General features: G+C 43.0%; 16 protein-coding genes. 14 read left to right on the top strand and 2 right to left on the bottom strand.

The features are described 5' to 3' along the window. Positions 1-88 precede the first annotated feature (88 nt). Positions 89-238, top strand: coding sequence for a hypothetical protein (locus ACTWQL_RS10205; protein ID WP_443142341.1), 150 nt, complete (start codon positions 89-91; stop codon positions 236-238). Between the two features lie 323 nt (positions 239-561). Here the strand turns inward: ACTWQL_RS10205 and rpmB are convergent, their stop codons facing one another. Further along, positions 562-750, bottom strand: a complete 189-nt coding sequence (gene rpmB / locus ACTWQL_RS10200) for a 50S ribosomal protein L28 (protein ID WP_221564186.1) — start codon at positions 748-750, stop codon at positions 562-564. A gap of 239 nt (positions 751-989) precedes the next feature. Between rpmB and ACTWQL_RS10195 the strand changes: the two genes are divergently transcribed. The 11 genes from ACTWQL_RS10195 (at position 990) to rnc (ending at position 11,697) form a co-directional block, all read left to right on the top strand. Next, a complete protein-coding gene (locus ACTWQL_RS10195; protein ID WP_221564188.1) occupies positions 990-1,352 on the top strand; it encodes an Asp23/Gls24 family envelope stress response protein in 363 nt (120 codons plus the stop codon). A 16-nt stretch (positions 1,353-1,368) separates the two neighbouring features. Then, positions 1,369-3,048 carry a DAK2 domain-containing protein gene (locus tag ACTWQL_RS10190; protein ID WP_443142340.1) on the top strand — a complete coding sequence of 560 codons (1,680 nt, stop codon included), beginning with the start codon at positions 1,369-1,371 and terminating at the stop codon, positions 3,046-3,048. A 90-nt stretch (positions 3,049-3,138) separates the two neighbouring features. Continuing rightward, positions 3,139-3,801, top strand: coding sequence for an L-serine ammonia-lyase, iron-sulfur-dependent subunit beta (sdaAB, locus tag ACTWQL_RS10185; RefSeq protein WP_443142339.1), 663 nt, complete (start codon positions 3,139-3,141; stop codon positions 3,799-3,801). 19 nt (positions 3,802-3,820) lie between these two features. Further along, the gene (sdaAA, locus tag ACTWQL_RS10180) at positions 3,821-4,708 is read left to right on the top strand and encodes an L-serine ammonia-lyase, iron-sulfur-dependent, subunit alpha (RefSeq protein WP_443142440.1); all 888 of its coding nucleotides are present in this window, start codon (positions 3,821-3,823) and stop codon (positions 4,706-4,708) included. 5 nt (positions 4,709-4,713) lie between these two features. Then, positions 4,714-6,744 carry an ATP-dependent DNA helicase RecG gene (recG, locus tag ACTWQL_RS10175; protein ID WP_443142338.1) on the top strand — a complete coding sequence of 677 codons (2,031 nt, stop codon included), beginning with the start codon at positions 4,714-4,716 and terminating at the stop codon, positions 6,742-6,744. A gap of 81 nt (positions 6,745-6,825) precedes the next feature. Further along, positions 6,826-7,398 carry a transcription factor FapR gene (gene fapR, locus ACTWQL_RS10170; RefSeq protein WP_443142337.1) on the top strand — a complete coding sequence of 191 codons (573 nt, stop codon included), beginning with the start codon at positions 6,826-6,828 and terminating at the stop codon, positions 7,396-7,398. A gap of 7 nt (positions 7,399-7,405) precedes the next feature. Further along, a complete protein-coding gene (gene plsX / locus ACTWQL_RS10165) occupies positions 7,406-8,404 on the top strand; it encodes a phosphate acyltransferase PlsX (protein ID WP_443142336.1) in 999 nt (332 codons plus the stop codon). 3 nt (positions 8,405-8,407) lie between these two features. Then, entirely contained in the window at positions 8,408-9,349 is a 942-nt protein-coding gene (gene fabD / locus ACTWQL_RS10160) for an ACP S-malonyltransferase (RefSeq protein ID WP_443142335.1), read from the top strand. 4 nt (positions 9,350-9,353) lie between these two features. Beyond that, positions 9,354-10,094, top strand: a complete 741-nt coding sequence (gene fabG / locus ACTWQL_RS10155; protein WP_443142334.1) for a 3-oxoacyl-[acyl-carrier-protein] reductase — start codon at positions 9,354-9,356, stop codon at positions 10,092-10,094. Between the two features lie 516 nt (positions 10,095-10,610). Continuing rightward, positions 10,611-10,844, top strand: coding sequence for an acyl carrier protein (acpP, locus tag ACTWQL_RS10150; protein ID WP_443142333.1), 234 nt, complete (start codon positions 10,611-10,613; stop codon positions 10,842-10,844). A gap of 94 nt (positions 10,845-10,938) precedes the next feature. Next, positions 10,939-11,697, top strand: coding sequence for a ribonuclease III (gene rnc / locus ACTWQL_RS10145; RefSeq protein WP_443142332.1), 759 nt, complete (start codon positions 10,939-10,941; stop codon positions 11,695-11,697). Positions 11,698-11,868: 171 nt separating this feature from the next. Here rnc and ACTWQL_RS10140 read toward each other — a convergent pair whose 3' ends face one another. Further along, positions 11,869-12,147, bottom strand: coding sequence for a DUF1128 domain-containing protein (locus tag ACTWQL_RS10140; protein ID WP_443142331.1), 279 nt, complete (start codon positions 12,145-12,147; stop codon positions 11,869-11,871). 134 nt (positions 12,148-12,281) lie between these two features. On the opposite strand from ACTWQL_RS10140, the gene smc reads away from it, so the two are divergent. Further along, positions 12,282-15,848 carry a chromosome segregation protein SMC gene (gene smc, locus ACTWQL_RS10135; RefSeq protein WP_443142330.1) on the top strand — a complete coding sequence of 1,189 codons (3,567 nt, stop codon included), beginning with the start codon at positions 12,282-12,284 and terminating at the stop codon, positions 15,846-15,848. Positions 15,849-15,864: 16 nt separating this feature from the next. Beyond that, a complete protein-coding gene (gene ftsY / locus ACTWQL_RS10130; protein WP_443142329.1) occupies positions 15,865-16,872 on the top strand; it encodes a signal recognition particle-docking protein FtsY in 1,008 nt (335 codons plus the stop codon). The last annotated feature ends 309 nt before the right edge of the window (positions 16,873-17,181 follow it).

Below are 17,181 nucleotides of genomic sequence, written 5' to 3'. Positions count from 1 at the left end.
CTTGCGACCTCAGGAGTCTCCTTATCAAGGAAGCATTTGTGCTCCTGCGTCTACAAGAAAGTCCTGTCGATGCGAGCTTCCTCGTCGCATGCCTTGCGAGGAGATTATTCAGGTAGTAGGCACGCTGATCCCGCAGGACAAGGAAAGCTTCGGCAGCGTTACATCGCACGAAGAAAATGCGATTTTCATTTTCGAGGAGTCTCGCACCTTGCTCTCCAATCAACTTGCACAAGGTTAAAATGACTCAAAAGCAACAATCTTTTAAAGAAGAGCCTTTGTTTTTGAAGCTTTGTCCTAGGAAACTTTTTTTTCGGAATTCGCGACACTCCTGCGGAGAAAGTGAGGTTAACGGACATCAGGGACGCTATTTGCCTATAAAACAGCCGATCTATATGATTTTGCATTAAATAAGGTCTCTGGTGTCCGCTATTTTTGTAAATCGGCTAATTATTGATTAATTAAGGTCTCCTGTGTCCGTTAACGATCATTTAAATGTCTAACGTAAAATGAAAAAAGGACTGGTTCATATTAGAATGAACCAGTCCTTTTTGTTTTTTAAGATTAGACGCGTTCTACTTTACCTGATTTCAAGGCACGAGCAGATACGTATACACGTTTCGGTTTACCGTCAACAAGAATACGAACCTTTTGAACGTTCGCTCCCCATTTACGTTTTGTAGTGTTCAACGCGTGAGAACGCTTGTTTCCAAAGTTTGTTTTCTTACCAGTAACAACACATTTTCTAGCCATGATTGGTACCTCCTTTATTACAAATAAAAATTGTAATCAACAATTACATTCAATATCCTTCTTTTTACGAAAACACTACATTATAGTAGCATGAGATGTATAAGAATGCAAGAATGTTTATCAAGTTTATTTACTTGACACGATAAATCTTGATTCTATGATATTTTCTTTCAAATTGTAAGATATTATAGTAAAATGACACTAGCCATAGGTCATTATAATCCAAGGGAGGATTCTGCATGTCTATAGAAATGAAAACAAATTACGGAGAAATTGATATTTCTAATGATGTTATTGCAACCATTGCGGGTGGAGCTGCGATTGATTGTTATGGTATTATCGGAATGGCCTCACAAAAGCAAATTAAAGATGGCATTACTGAACTTCTAGGCAGAGACAATTTCAGTAGAGGAATTGTCGTGCGGCAAGAAGAGGATGAAGTACACATAGACATGTATATCATTGTCAGTTATGGAACGAAAATTTCTGAAGTAGCTCACAATGTACAAACAAAAGTGAAGTACACGCTTGATCAAATGCTGGGTCTATCTGTAGATTCCGTCAACATTTTTGTTCAAGGCGTGAGGGTGACGAACCCGTAACGAGGAGGAAGGATTCGTGACAGTTAAGAAGGTAGGCGGGAATAAGCTTTCCCAAATGTTCATTTTCGGAGCGGACAACCTGAACAAAAATGTAAAAATGGTAGACGCTCTTAATGTTTTTCCAGTACCAGATGGTGATACTGGGACGAACATGAATTTAACGATCACTTCTGGTGTGAAGGAAGTAAGAAATCTATCAACTGATGACGCCAGTAAAGTAGCAACATCTTTTTCGAAAGGGCTCCTAATGGGTGCCCGTGGCAACTCTGGTGTCATTTTATCCCAGCTTTTCAGAGGTTTTTCGAAAGCGATAGAGGGTCACAGTGAAATTGACACGAAATTATTTGCTGAAGCGTTTGAGGCTGGTGTCGAAACCGCATATAAAGCAGTCATGAAACCAGTTGAAGGTACGATCCTGACCGTTGCTAAGGATTCGGCCAAAAAAGCAGCAAAGGCTGCTCGTAAATCAGACGATATGGTAGACGTCATGAAGCAGACGTTGAAAGAAGCGAAGGAATCTTTAGACCGTACACCGGACTTATTGCCCGTTTTAAAAGAAGTCGGTGTAGTCGATTCAGGCGGTCAAGGACTCGTTACGATCTATGAAGGATTCCTGGCTGTACTTGAAGGAAAAGAGCTTCCGGAAGTCAGCGTGTCGGGTCCATCTATGGATGAGCTTGTCAATGCAGAACACCATAAGGCGCAAAGCCATATGAAAACAGAAGATATCCATTATGGATATTGCACAGAGTTCATGGTGAAATTCAAATCTGAAAAAACGGAAAAGAATCCATTTTCTGAAGAAGGATTCAGAAATCAGCTCAGTGAGCATGGTGATTCTTTACTCGTCGTTTCTGATGAAGATCTCGTCAAGGTCCATATACATACGGAAAAGCCGGGAGATATGCTGACTCTCGCTCAAACGTATGGTGACTTGATCAATATAAAAATTGAGAACATGCGGGAACAGCACACGGCTATTTTAGATGATGAAAATAAGCCCGAACTAGAAACCAATATCCCGGAACAATCAGCGAAAAAGGAATTCGGGATTGTTACTGTTTCAATGGGTTCAGGGATTGAAGAATTGTTCAAAAGTTTAGGTGCGACTGTCGTGATTGCCGGAGGGCAGACGATGAATCCAAGTACGGAAGACATTGTCAAAGCGATTCAAGAAGCGAATGCTGAAAAGTTGCTCATCCTTCCGAACAATGGAAACATTGTGATGGCCGCGGAGCAAGCAGCTACAGTAGTTGAAGAAGAAGTGGCAGTAGTGAAAACGAAAACGGTTCCACAAGGAATTTCTGCACTTCTTGCATTCAATCCTAGTGCTTCTTTAGATGATAACCAATTAGCGATGACAGAAGCTGTCAAGCACGTCAAATCAGGACAAATCACTTTTGCGGTACGTGACACAAGCATTGATGGTGTTGATATCAAGAAAGACGATTTCATGGGAATCTTCGATGGAAAGATTGTATCGTCGAATGGGACTCAAAAAGAGGCGGCCGAAGCATTGTTATCTGAAATGGTAAGTGACGAAGATGAAATCATCACCATCATTTTCGGTGAAGATGCTGATGAAAGTGAAGCGTCCGCACTTGGTGACTGGATAGAGGGTCAATTTCCAGATGCGGAAGTTGAAATCCACCCAGGTAACCAACCAATTTACTCGTACATCATTTCTGTAGAATAAACGCTTTGAATATTCCTACCATGATCAGACGCATTCCTGACAGGGTAGGAATATTCTTTATCTCTATATGCATAGATGGAGGAATTACAAATGAAGTATAAAAGCGTTTTCGATATCATCGGACCGATTATGATCGGTCCATCCAGTTCACATACAGCGGGTGCAGCAAGAATTGGTCGGGTTGCAAGATCCTTGTTCGGCCGTAAACCTGAATGGGCACACATTTCCTTCTACGGATCCTTTGCGAAAACGTACCGTGGTCATGGAACGGATGTAGCAATTGTCGGTGGGATCCTCGATTTTGATACGTTCGATCAGCGGATAAGCGAATCGTTGAAAATCGCCAAACAAGAAAAGATCAAAATCAAGATGACAGAAGAGGATGCATTAACTGATCATCCGAACACAGCCCGGATCCGTCTTGGAGATAAGGACGGAGAGCTGGAAGTGGTTGGAATTTCGATCGGCGGTGGAAAAATCGAGATTATTGAGTTGAACGGATTTGAGTTGGGGTTATCAGGAAACCATCCTGCACTTCTTGTCGTACACAATGATCATTACGGTGCTATTGCTGGCGTAGCCAATCTATTAGCCAAACACCAGATCAATATCGGTCATATGGAAGTCGGAAGGAAAGAAATTGGAAGTGAAGCTCTGATGACGATCGAAGTGGATCAAAATCTTGAAGATGACGTTTTAGCAGATATCGAAAAACTTCCACACATTTTAAAAGCGACACGGATTCATGATTAAACAGAAGGGCGGTATGAGTGTGTTTAGGAATGTCAGTGAGTTGGTGGAACTTGCCGTTTCAAAAAATGTTCCAATTTCTGAAGTAATGATAGAACAAGAAATGGAAATGACCGGCCGATCGAAGGAATCGGTCATGGAACGTATGGAAAAAAACCTGGATGTCATGGAAAAGGCTGTAGAACGCGGAATCAAAGAAGGTGTAAAATCACATTCTGGGTTGACTGGCGGTGATGCAGTCCTTCTTCAAAAATATATAGAGAGTGGCAAAAGCCTTGCTGGTACGACGATTCTGGATGCGGTCAGCAAAGCTGTTGCGACCAATGAAGTGAATGCTGCTATGGGAACGATCTGTGCGACGCCTACGGCAGGGTCCGCAGGTGTCGTCCCAGGTACCCTATTTGCCCTTAGAGACAAACTGCAGCCGAGCCGTGAACAAATGGTCCGCTATTTATTCACATCTGGTGCTTTTGGTTTCGTTGTTGCAAATAATGCGTCGATTTCCGGAGCTGCTGGTGGTTGTCAGGCAGAGGTAGGCTCAGCTACGGGAATGGCTGCAGCAGCAATCGTCGAACTAGCTGGCGGCAGCCCTGAGCAATCAGCGGAAGCTATGGCGATCGCGCTTAAAAACATGCTTGGTCTTGTATGTGATCCCGTTGCAGGACTGGTTGAGGTACCTTGTGTAAAAAGGAATGCCATCGGTGCAAGTATCGCGATCACCGCTGCAGATATGTCACTTGCTGGTATCACGAGCCGTATTCCATGCGATGAAGTGATTGATGCAATGTATAAGATTGGAGAATCGATGCCAACTGCCCTTAAGGAGACTGCACAAGGAGGATTGGCGGCTACTCCGACAGGTCGGGAACTTGAAGCGAAAATATATGGAGTACCGTTAAAGAAAAAGTGATGGATTTGTCGATACCAGTTACGCAAGTTAAAGGAATCGGAGAAGCACGGGCAGAAGAATTGGCTGATTTGAAAGTGTATACCGTCAACGATCTTTTAATGTACTTTCCATACCGTTATGAAGACTTCCAAGTGAAGGATTTAACGGAGCTGAAACATGACGAAAAAGCAACAATAGAAGGGAAGGTTCATAGCGAGCCTTCTCTCCGTTATTTTGGTCGGAAGAAATCTAGACTGACCGTGAAAGTACTCGTGGGGAAATATCTTGTAACGGCAGTGTTTTTCAACCGGGCTTTTTTGAAGAAACAGCTTTCAATCGGGCAACCTGTCACAATCACAGGGAAATGGGATCAACACAGATTGACGATCACAGCGCAGCATGTGACGTTCGGACATCAAGAAACTGACGAGACGATTGAACCGGTCTATTCGATTAAGGGAGATTGGACAGTCAAAAAAATCCGAAAAGTAATCCAGCTTTGTTTACAACAATTCCTTAGCTCAGTCAAGAATATTTTACCGGAGGATTTGAGGAAGCAATATAAACTTATCGATCGCAAAGAGGCGATCCAATGGATTCATGCTCCTGCCACCCATGAGCACTTGAAGCATGCAAGACGGTACTTCGTCTATGAAGAACTGTTACGATTCCAATTGAAAATGCAGTGGTGGCGGAAACAGGAGAAAGAAAAATCCGACGGTCAAGAGAGATTCTTCAATGAGGCTGAAATCGACCGTTTCATAACTGCTCTGCCTTTCCCGTTGACAGGTGCACAAAAGCGTGTGGTCGATGAAATTTTAAAAGATTTAAGATCCCCATATCGGATGAACCGTCTGCTTCAAGGGGATGTAGGATCTGGTAAGACCATTGTGGCAGGCATAAGCATGTATGCACTCACAACATTGAACATGCAATCAGCCTTGATGGTGCCGACTGAAATATTAGCCGAACAGCACTATGAATCAATGAGCCAATTATTCAACGAGTTTGAAATCAATGTTGATATACTGACAAGCTCGATTAAAGGGAAACGTCGCAGCGAGATTCTGGAGCGTGTCAAAAATGGGGAAATTGATATCCTGATCGGCACGCATGCCTTGATCCAAGATGAAGTCCAATTTAATGACCTTGGTTTGGTGATCACGGATGAACAGCACCGGTTCGGAGTGGAACAGAGGAAAGTGCTCCGGCAAAAAGGGATCACTCCTGATGTCCTCTTTATGACCGCTACTCCTATCCCAAGGACACTGGCAATATCGGCCTTCGGTGATATGGATGTTTCAACCATCGATGAAATGCCGGCCGGGCGAAAACCGATTGAAACCTATTGGGCGAAGCATGGGATGCTTGATCGTGTTCTTGGATTCATTGAAAAGGAAGTGGAGAGAGGTCGACAAGCCTATGTGATTTGTCCGCTGATCGAGGAATCGGATAAGCTCGACTTCCAGAATGCCGTCGATGTTCATGCCCAGCTGGTCAACTATTTTACAAACTTCAAAGTAGGTTTGATGCATGGACGGTTAAGATTTGATGAAAAAGAAGAGATTATGGCTAAGTTTAGTAGAAATGAGGTTCAAATCCTTGTTTCGACGACGGTAGTTGAAGTGGGAGTGAACGTTCCGAATGCAACAATCATGGTCGTTTATGATGCAGAGAGGTTCGGTTTGTCCCAATTGCATCAATTACGTGGAAGAGTTGGGAGAGGAGATGCGCAATCCTACTGTATCCTGATCGCAGATCCAAAATCCGATGTCGGGAAAGAACGCATGCAGATCATGACAGAAACAAATGACGGGTTCGAATTATCCCAGCGAGACCTCGAACTACGCGGACCTGGTGACTTCTTCGGTAAAAAGCAAAGCGGTTTGCCAGACTTCAAAGTTGCTGACCTTGTCCATGACTATCGGGCTTTGGAGGTTGCAAGGAACGATGCTGCGAAGATGGTAAACTCTGAAGGTTTTTGGAAAGAACCAGGCTATGAAGCTCTAAGAAATTGGCTGTTAGAACAGGTAAATGCTTGGGAGGATCTTGATTAACTCACTATTCCTTGAAAAGAATGACCAATCAATATATACTACTATTAGTACCTACTCATAAGAGTAAGGGATGGTGAAGGAATGAAGAGAAATAAAAAAGAACGTCAACAATTGTTGAAAGAGACGATTCTTATAAATCCATTCATAACAGATGAGGATTTAGCAGATCAATTCCAGGTAAGTGTACAAACAATACGACTTGATCGTTTGGAGCTTTCGATTCCGGAACTTCGTGAAAGGATCAAAAACGTCGCCCGGCAACAGCTGGATGAAGTGAAGGCACTTTCGATTGATGATGTGATCGGTGAGATCATTGACCTGCAACTGGATGAATCTGCGATTTCAATATTGGATATCAAGAAAGAGCATGTTTTTTCTAGAAATAATATCGCCAGGGGGCATCATTTGTTTGCACAGGCAAACTCCCTTGCCGTTGCGATCATAAATGATGAAATGGCATTGACCGAAAAATCCGACCTGCGATTTACGAGACAGGTCAAAGTTGGTGAGCGAGTCGTTGCAAAAGCGAATGTGGTCGAACATCAAAATGATCGCTCTATTGTAGAAGTGAAGAGCTACGTTGAACAGGAACTTGTTTTTGAAGGTGTATTCACCATGTTCCGCTCGAACAGAAGCAAGAAAGAAAGGACGTAATTCATAAATGAGGATTGCTATTGATGCAATGGGCGGTGACAATGCTCCTGAACAGATTGTTCTAGGTGCCATTGAAGCTGTCAATCAATATACCGATCTTGAGGTGACTCTTGTCGGTGATGAAAACGAGATCAAAAAAAATTTGACCAGATCCGACCGTATCTCAATTTTACATACATCCGAAAAGATCTCAAGTGAGGACGAACCAGTAAGGGCAGTCAGGAGAAAGAAACAAGCTTCGATGGTTTTATCTGCGGTCGAAGTAAAAGAAGGCAGAGCCGATGCCTGTATCTCGGCAGGAAATACAGGCGCATTGATGACGACTGGATTGCTCCATGTCGGGCGTATCCCGGGTATCGACCGCCCAGCCTTATCGCCTACGTTACCAACACTGGATGGTCGAGGATTCGTCCTGCTGGATGTGGGGTCAAATATGGATGCAAAGGCAGAACATATTTTTCAATATGCATTAATGGGCAGTGTATACAGCCAAAAAGTGCGGGACATTGGGAAACCACGCGTTGGACTGTTGAATGTCGGGACAGAAGATGGAAAAGGAAACGAATTGTCTAAACAGACTTTTCAATTGTTGAAAGAGACAGATCTCGTTCATTTTGTCGGAAATGTAGAATCACGTGATCTTTTGGAAGGTGTTGCCGACGTTGTTGTCTGTGATGGTTTTTCGGGGAATCTCGTTCTGAAAACCATTGAAGGTACAGCAATGTCAATGTTCAAGATGCTCAAGGAACAGCTGATGAGTTCAGTTAAAAGTAAATTGGCTGCTGCTGTTTTGAAACCAGAATTCAAATTGATAAAAGAAAAACTTGATTACAGCGAATACGGTGGAGCGGCGTTATTCGGTCTGCGTGCGCCGGTAATTAAAGCGCACGGCTCTTCCGATGCAAATGCAGTGCTGAATGCGATACGTCAAGCACGCCATATGGTTGCACATGACATGGTAGCGATCATCACTGAAAAAGCAGCTCGACTAGAAGGGAAGGAATGACAAATGGGGAAAGTCGCATTTATTTTTCCGGGACAAGGTTCTCAACAAGTTGGAATGGGTCAAGATTTTGTAAAACATAACGAACAATCTGCTGCAGTCTTCAAACAAGCAGACGATCGGTTAGGATACTCGCTATCTTCAATTGTCGCAAATGGTCCTGAAGAAACACTGACACGGACCGAAAACACTCAACCAGCTTTACTGACGACGAGTATTGCGGTCTTGAAAGCTTTAGAAGAATATGAGATACGTCCGGACTACACTGCAGGCCATAGCCTGGGGGAATATACAGCGCTAGTAGCTTCGAAAGCGTTGAGTTTTGAAGACGCTGTATATGCAGTCCGAAGACGCGGCATGTTCATGGAAGAAGCAGTCCCTGCAGGTGAAGGCGCAATGGCTGCAGTCCTTGGCATGGAGGCGGATCAACTAGAAAAAATCACAACTCGTATCACAGCTGATGGAGATTCAGTGCAATTGGCAAACCTTAATTGCCCGGGACAAATTGTCATCTCCGGTTCCAAGTCAGGGGTAGAAAAAGCTTCTGAAGCTGCGAAAAAAGAAGGCGCAAAGAGAATCATCCCTCTTCAAGTGAGCGGGCCATTCCACTCAGAATTGATGAAACCTGCTGCTGAAAAAATGGGTGATATCCTAGATGAGTTGACGATTACAGATGCAGAAATACCGGTCGTAGCGAATGTAACGGCTGAGCCTGTAACAGAAGCCGGTGAGATCCGATCGAAACTGATTGAGCAAATCTACTCGCCCGTACGTTGGGAAGAAACTGTCCGATACTTGTTGGGTGAAGGCGTGGATACGTTTATCGAAATCGGACCAGGGAAAGTATTGTCTGGTCTTGTGAAAAAGGTGCATCGACGAGCGACCACGATTGCGATATCTGACCCGGATTCGTTGGAAACGGCTGTAAAGAAACTTAAGGAGGTATGATTTGATGCTTACTGGTAAAACTGCCTTAGTAACTGGGGCTTCTAGAGGGATCGGCCGAGCGATAGCAATCGAACTGGCCAAGCAGGGTGCCTCGGTTGCAGTGAATTATTCCGGAAGTGAAGAAAAGGCAAGAAAAGTAGTAGAAGAAATTCAAGATAACGGTGGACAAGCTTTTGCCATCCAATCAGATGTATCCAACATGGATTCAGTAACTGCGATGATCAAAGAGGTGGTCTCCACTTATGGCTCTCTCGATATTCTTGTCAATAACGCTGGAATCACACGTGACAACCTCTTGATGAGAATGAAAGAAGAAGAATGGGATGCTGTCATCAACACGAACTTGAAAGGTGTCTTCAACTGTACAAAAGCAGTGACACGTCAAATGATGAAACAACGTTCAGGTCGCATCATCAACATGGCATCGGTTGTTGGTGTAGCCGGAAACCCAGGACAAGCAAACTACGTCGCAGCAAAAGCGGGTGTAATCGGCCTGACGAAAACGACTGCAAAAGAACTTTCCAGCCGTGGAATCACTGTTAACGCTGTCGCACCAGGTTTCATCGAAACAGACATGACAGACGCTCTCGAAGGAAGCGTCAAAGACGAAATGCTCAAGCAAATTCCACTAGCACGTCTCGGACGGCCAGAAGACATTGCAGCAGCTGTCAAGTTCCTGGCGGGTGAAGAGAGTGAGTATATTACGGGGCAGACTATTCATGTCGATGGCGGCATGGTAATGTAATAAGTGGATAGTTCAGAATTCCGGGAAACAGTTCTGTCGAAGACTTTCTTTAAGTGGAATTCGTGACACTTCTGCGGGACCAGTGGCCAGCGTTCCAGATTAGCTCAAGCAGCTATGTTTTCAGTTAACGGACACCAGAGGCGTTATTTGTGACAAAATCAGTGTTTCTGAATTTTTAACGGACACCAGAGCCGTTATTTGTGAAAAAAGCAGCGATTTACTATGAAATTTGCAAAATAAGGTCCCTGGTGTCCGTTAGGTATACAGAACCCTGTTGTTTTGGTGAAATAAGGTCTCCTGTGTCCGTTAACGAATTAGTGGAACTTACTTTGAGCAAGGAACGAGCGAGAAGGCTGGAATTTTCGCAAACCTGAAGATCACCAGCGAAAAAGGCGGGAATTTTGCAGGAATCATTAGTGGAAAATAACCAAGCAAAGTATTTTATAAAATCTTGTATATCTGAGATTTACTAGATGATGTACATCTCGTATAATACTTGAGAGGAGGTGAACGGACATGGCAGACATTCAAGATCGTATTACGAAAATCATCGTTGACCGTTTAGGGGTTGATGAGGAAGAAGTGAAACGTGAATCTTCATTCAAAGAGGATCTAGGAGCGGATTCTTTAGATGTTGTTGAACTTGTTATGGAACTTGAAGATGAGTTCGACATGGAGATTTCTGACGAAGATGCTGAAAAAATTGCTACTGTTGGCGATGTAGTTGATTACATAAACAGCCATCAATAGTATTTTTGTAAGTCCCGCGTCAACCCTTGATTGCGGGGCTTTGTTTTATTAAACTTAATTGTGTATAAGCAAGATTAGGATTATGGAGGTCACAATGTCCAACAGTACACCATCAAAGAAATATTCACGAACAAAGCGCAGGCCTTTCACAAAGGAAGAGCTTTCTTTACGTTTTAAGCCATTCCAGGAAAAAATCGATATCCATTTCGGAAATGAAAAATTACTCTTCCAAGCATTCACTCATTCATCGTATGTGAATGAGCATCGTAAACGTCCTAGTGATGATAACGAACGCCTTGAATTTTTAGGAGATGCAGTATTAGAACTGACAATTTCCCAGTACTTGTATAAGAAGTATCACAATATGTCCGAAGGTGAATTGACGAAATTACGTGCAGCAATCGTATGTGAACCATCCTTGGTGACATTTGCACTTCAATTGAATTTCGGAGATCTTGTATTACTAGGTAAAGGTGAAGAAAATACAGGAGGAAGAACACGTCCTGCCTTGCTAGCGGACGTTTTCGAAGCTTTCATTGGAGCCCTTTATCTTGATCAAGGGTTGGAAGTTGTCGAACAGTTCTTAAGCAAATTCGTCTATCCAAAAATTAATGAAGGTGCTTTTTCCCATGTGATGGATTTCAAAAGTCAGCTTCAAGAATTCATCCAACGAGAAAACCGAGGAACACTCCTATACAGGATCGTTCAGGAGTCTGGACCTGCTCATAACCGGGAGTTTACCTCTGAAGTCTATTTAAGCAGTGAACGACTCGGAATCGGGCATGGTCGTTCTAAAAAGGAATCTGAACAGCACGCTGCGAGAGAAGCACTGCAATATTTGAACAAAAAATAAGAAAAAGGGCTGTCCCATAAGTGTTTGACACTTTTCTGAGGGGACAGCCTCTTTTTTGCATTTAAAGAAAGTATAAATACCTTCTTCAATATAAGCGCAACTAAAGCTCAGCCTGCGCCAAAGGCTTGGCTGAGCTAAGTTTTCTTTAGCAAGTTTTCTTTAACGACCTATTCACTTTTTACGGAGTTCGCTAAGTTCTTGGATGATTCCTTCGGTTTCATTGACACTGAAATGATTTTTCTTCATAACATAATCATAGAGGTCCTTCAATTCATCGTATTGTTCCACATCAAAGTCTTCCGGACGCATGACGCCTGTATTCACGACTTGCATTTGTTTTTGCATCTGTTCGATCATATACGATAGATTTTCTTCGTTTTTGTTATTGAGATTCACCAAATCATCCTTTCTGCATCCATTCTTACTTGCCATTGTAGCATGAATCGACATTAAATGCGGAATTTTACCGGAGTTCTTCTGCCGTAACCATCTTTATGATAAAATAAATAAGTATGTATTCAAGTTTAAGGGTTGAAATTTCTGAGCATGATGAATGAGATGAATTTAGTGAAGGGGGAATCATAATGTTCCTCAAAAGATTAGATGTCGTCGGATTCAAATCCTTTGCTGAACGGATCGGTATTGAGTTTGTACCAGGCGTTACAGCAGTGGTTGGTCCGAATGGAAGCGGGAAAAGCAACATTTCCGATGCGGTCCGTTGGGTTTTAGGTGAACAGTCTGCCAAATCCTTACGTGGAGCAAAAATGGAAGATATCATTTTTGCGGGAAGTGATACACGTAAACCGTTGAATATGGCTGAAGTGACATTGACTTTGGATAACGAAGATCAGCATATACCGATTGAATATAATGAAATCAGCATTACAAGGAGAGTTTATCGTTCTGGTGACAGTGAATATCTGATCAATAGGCAGCAATGTCGTTTGAAGGATATTATCGACTTGTTCATGGACTCCGGTCTTGGCAGAGAAGCCTATTCAATCATCGGACAAGGTAAGGTTGAAGAAATTCTCAGCAGTAAACCGGAAGATCGCCGGAGAATCTTTGAAGAAGCGGCTGGTGTCCTGAAATACAAGACGCGGAAAATAAAGGCAGAACAGAAACTCCGTGAAACTGAAGAGAATCTGAATCGTGTAGAAGACATCCTCCATGAACTGGAGGGTCAGGTCGAACCATTGAAAATTCAGGCATCGATTGCTCGTGATTACTTGGACAAGAAAAGCGAGCTTGAAGTGATTGAATCGGCATTATTGGTTCACGAAATAGAGGACTTACATACAAAGTGGGAAACGAAATCCAAAGAAATCGAACAATTCAGAGTTGAAGAGGTCAAACTGTATGGACAAGTTCAGAATAAAGAACAGGAAATCGGCATCATCAGGGATGAATTGACTGCTTTGGATGAATCGATCGATGAACTCCAGGACGTCCTCTTGAATGTGAGTGAAGAGCTCGAAAAGCATGAAGGTAAGCGTGAAGTGATGCGTGAACGAAAGAAAAATTACCATCAGAACAAAGAGCAACTAACTCAGAAAATCGCGCAACAAAAGGAAAAGAAAAAATCTCTCGAAGAAACGTTGCAAATTGAACGAGATCAATTACATGAACACCAGAGCAAACTGAAGAAACTTCAAAGCAAGCTTAAAGTTCAAGAAGAACAACTTGAGTTAGTTGATAAGAACATTGAAGAAGAACTCGAGCAACTGAAAAGTGAATATTTCGATTGTCTCAATGAGCAGACATCGATTAAGAATGAAATCCGGTACTTGAATGAGCAGCTGGGTCAGCAGACTTCTAAATCTTCTAGACTAGATGATCGGCATAAACAATACATCGAAGAGCGTGATCGGATAACGCAACGGAAAACAGAATTGGATGGAAAACTTGAAAGTGTCCAGACGGAACTTGAATCGCAAATGGATGCGTTCATGAAGCTGAAAACAGCAATCGAAAAGGACGAAAAGACGCTGAATGAGAAAGAATCGAAGTTATATAAAGCGTATCAATTCATCCAACAATTCCGTTCGAAAAAAGAGATGCTTGAGGAAATGCAAGAAGATTATAGCGGATTTTTTCATGGTGTCCGAGAGATACTGAAAGAACGAGGTAAGAGGCTTCCGGGCATTGAAGGTGCTGTAGCCGAACTGATCACTGTGTCCAAAAATGAAGAAACGGCTATTGAAACAGCACTCGGAGCTGCCATGCAGAATGTTGTTGTCCATACAGAGGAAGAAGCTCGGAAGGCGATTGGGTTTTTGAAGCAAAAACGTCTGGGACGAGCTACATTTTTACCAATGTCTGTTATGAAGAGCCGGAAGATTTCAGGACAGGAAGAGGGGAAAGTTTCCAATCATCCTTCTTATATCGGGATTGCTTCCAATCTTGTCAGTTATGATGAAAAATATCGTAAAGTCATTGAAAACCTCTTAGGTAATGTTGTGATTGCCAAAAACTTGGAGGGTGCCAATGCGTTAGCGAAACTCCTTAATCACCGTTACCGGGTCGTAACATTAGAAGGGGACATCGTCAATCCAGGAGGATCGATGTCAGGTGGTAGTTTGAAACAAAAGAATACGTCCTTATTATCTAGGCAGCGCGAATTGGATTCCATTTCAGAAAAGCTTACCACTATGGAAACGCAGACCGAACAGCTTGAAAAAGATGTTAAGCAAGAGAAGAAAAACTTGCTCAGTCAGAAAGAAAAGCTTGAAAACTTGCGTGAAACCGGAGAAAACAAACGACTCGAAGAACAGCAGTTGAAAGGTGAACTTAGAGAAATTGAACTTGAAGGTAAGAACATCAATGAACATTTATCGTTATACGATCGTGAAAAAGGAACGTATGACTCTGAAAAGGAAACGATGGAAAAAAGGGTGGCAAGTCTGCAAAAGTCCTTGAAATCGTCTGAGACGAAGGCTGTCGAGCTCGAACAAGACGTAGAAAAACTATCGAATCAAAAGAAAAACCAACAAACAACGAAGGATGATTTGAAGGAAGAAATTACTTCGTTGAAAGTGAAGCTTGCCCAATCGGAAGAACAATTTTCAAACTCGAACAGTACCGTCCAACGTTTACAAAATGAACTCGATGAAACAGTGAAGATCATGAGTGAGGCGGAAGAAGAATTCTGGTTGCTTGAAGAAGCAGTCAATACGAGTACTTCCGATGAAGAGGTGTTAGATGAGAAGATCATCCAGCATCGGAAGGATAAAGATTCTACCGTCCAACTAATTGGCGATCGTCGGAAAGAGCGCAGTCAACGTCAAGAAAAAGTAGAAGAGCAGGAACTGCAGCTTAAAGAATTCAAGCGGCTTCACCAGCAGATTTCCGATGGAATCCATCAAGAAGAACTGCGTCTTAACCGATTGGATGTAGAGCTGGAGAACCGTTTGAACCATCTGAGTGAGGAATATCAGCTTTCTTATGAACGAGCTAAGGAAAAATACAGCTTGAAAATGGAGCCAGACGAAGCCAGGACGAAAGTGAAGCTTATCAAGCGTGCTATCGATGAACTCGGCACAGTAAACCTGGGAGCGATCGATGAGTACGAGCGGGTGTCTGAACGTTATAATTTCTTGGTCGAACAGCGTGATGACTTGAATGAAGCAAAATCGACCCTTTATGGAATCATTACAGAAATGGATGAAGAGATGACGAAGAGGTTCAAAGAATCCTTCTTCGATATTCGTGAACATTTCCGTGAAATTTTCCGTGAGTTGTTCGGTGGTGGAAGAGCTGACCTTGAATTGACAGACCCGGATGATCTATTGAATACAGGGGTCAATATTCTTGCGCAGCCTCCAGGTAAAAAGCTTCAACATCTCGCATTGTTATCTGGCGGTGAACGAGCATTGACAGCCATTGCTTTATTATTCGGAATTCTAAGAGTAAGACCGGTTCCATTTTGTATCCTCGATGAGGTTGAAGCCGCACTCGATGAAGCTAATGTAAGCCGTTTTGCAAAGTTTTTACGTGCATTCAGCGAACAGACGCAATTCATCGTCGTAACCCATCGGAAAGGTACGATGGAAGAAGCGGATGTCCTTTATGGAGTAACGATGCAGGAGTCAGGCGTTTCGAATCTTGTATCAGTCAAATTGGAAGAAACAAAAGAACTTGTGACGACATAGTAATGAGGTGGAACATATGAGTTTTTTTAAACGTTTAAAAGATAAGCTAACCACACAAAGTGACACGGTTACTGAAAAGTTCAAGGATGGTTTGGGGAAAACACGGACATCCTTTTCAACCCGAGTCAACGATCTTGTGAAGAATTATCGTAAAGTAGATGAAGAGTTTTTTGAGGAACTGGAAGAGATCCTTATTGAAGCGGATGTCGGTGTAGCGACTGTTATGGATCTGATCGACGAATTGAAAGATGTTGCCCGGACTAGGAACATTAAAGAGACCGAAGAACTTCAAGTCGTTATCTCAGAAAAGCTCGCTGAACTGCTTATTAAAGGAGAAGAAAGTACGAAGCTTAACATCCAAGAAAATGAACTGACAGTCATATTATTCGTGGGAGTCAATGGCGTAGGAAAAACGACTTCGATCGGAAAACTCGCTCATAAACTAAAACAAGAAGGTAAATCTGTACTAATGGCAGCTGGAGACACGTTCCGTGCTGGGGCGATCGATCAGCTCCAAGTATGGGGTGATCGTGTCGGCGTCGATGTCATCAAGCATAGTGAGGGTGCAGATCCTGCGGCGGTTGTATTTGATGCAGTGAAATCCGCGCAATCACGTGGTGTGGATGTTCTTTTGTGTGACACTGCTGGACGACTTCAGAACAAGGTCAATCTGATGAACGAACTTGAAAAGATCAAGCGCGTCATCGGAAGAGAGCTGCCTGGTGCACCACACGAGGTCTTACTCGTGGTCGATGCTACAACTGGCCAGAACGCAATGAATCAGGCGAAGACGTTCAGTCAAGCAACAGATGTCAGCGGAATTGTGTTGACGAAGCTTGATGGAACAGCGAAGGGCGGTATCGTACTCGCCATCCGCCATGAACTTGAAATCCCGGTCAAGCTTGTCGGACTTGGAGAAAAAGTTGAAGACCTTTATGAATTCGACGCTGATCAATTCGTCTACGGACTGTTTTCTGACATACTGCCAGATGTAACAGAAGAGGAATCAGTAGATCGCTTTTGACTTGATAAAATAAGATTCCGAGATCTTATCGGACAACTGAGACCTTATATATGAAAAAATGGATGTTTTAGAAAAATAGCGGACACCAAAGACCTTATTTCGTTGAAAGCAAGGTGAATCATCTTATTAGTACAAATAACTGTGCAGGTGTCCGGTAAACTTCATACTCAACCCAACAAACGCTTCCGCCGAAGCGTTTGTTTCATTTGAACCTCCGGAACCTCGGTGCCTGGCACCGAACGAAAAGCCTAGCGCCCCAACGGTTTTAAAAAGGTGCCTGGCACCGAACGAAAAGCCTGGCGCCCCAAC

It is taken from the genome of Pseudalkalibacillus sp. R45 (assembly GCF_052246725.1).
In the GTDB taxonomy this organism is placed as follows: Bacteria; Bacillota; Bacilli; order Bacillales; family Fictibacillaceae; genus Pseudalkalibacillus.
This window is presented reverse-complemented; position numbering and strand designations above follow the sequence as displayed.

Excerpts from the sequence above, each read along its gene's own strand:
- ACTWQL_RS10205 (WP_443142341.1), top strand. The coding sequence starts at position 89 with ATGCCTTGCGAGGAGATTATTCAGGTAGTAGGCACGCTGATCCCGCAG.
- rpmB (WP_221564186.1), bottom strand. The coding sequence starts at position 750 with ATGGCTAGAAAATGTGTTGTTACTGGTAAGAAAACAAACTTTGGAAAC.
- ACTWQL_RS10195 (WP_221564188.1), top strand. The coding sequence starts at position 990 with ATGTCTATAGAAATGAAAACAAATTACGGAGAAATTGATATTTCTAAT.
- sdaAB (WP_443142339.1), top strand. The coding sequence starts at position 3,139 with ATGAAGTATAAAAGCGTTTTCGATATCATCGGACCGATTATGATCGGT.
- fapR (WP_443142337.1), top strand. The coding sequence starts at position 6,826 with ATGAAGAGAAATAAAAAAGAACGTCAACAATTGTTGAAAGAGACGATT.
- plsX (WP_443142336.1), top strand. The coding sequence starts at position 7,406 with ATGAGGATTGCTATTGATGCAATGGGCGGTGACAATGCTCCTGAACAG.
- fabD (WP_443142335.1), top strand. The coding sequence starts at position 8,408 with ATGGGGAAAGTCGCATTTATTTTTCCGGGACAAGGTTCTCAACAAGTT.
- fabG (WP_443142334.1), top strand. The coding sequence starts at position 9,354 with ATGCTTACTGGTAAAACTGCCTTAGTAACTGGGGCTTCTAGAGGGATC.
- acpP (WP_443142333.1), top strand. The coding sequence starts at position 10,611 with ATGGCAGACATTCAAGATCGTATTACGAAAATCATCGTTGACCGTTTA.
- rnc (WP_443142332.1), top strand. The coding sequence starts at position 10,939 with ATGTCCAACAGTACACCATCAAAGAAATATTCACGAACAAAGCGCAGG.
- ACTWQL_RS10140 (WP_443142331.1), bottom strand. The coding sequence starts at position 12,147 with ATGTCGATTCATGCTACAATGGCAAGTAAGAATGGATGCAGAAAGGAT.
- smc (WP_443142330.1), top strand. The coding sequence starts at position 12,282 with ATGTTCCTCAAAAGATTAGATGTCGTCGGATTCAAATCCTTTGCTGAA.
- ftsY (WP_443142329.1), top strand. The coding sequence starts at position 15,865 with ATGAGTTTTTTTAAACGTTTAAAAGATAAGCTAACCACACAAAGTGAC.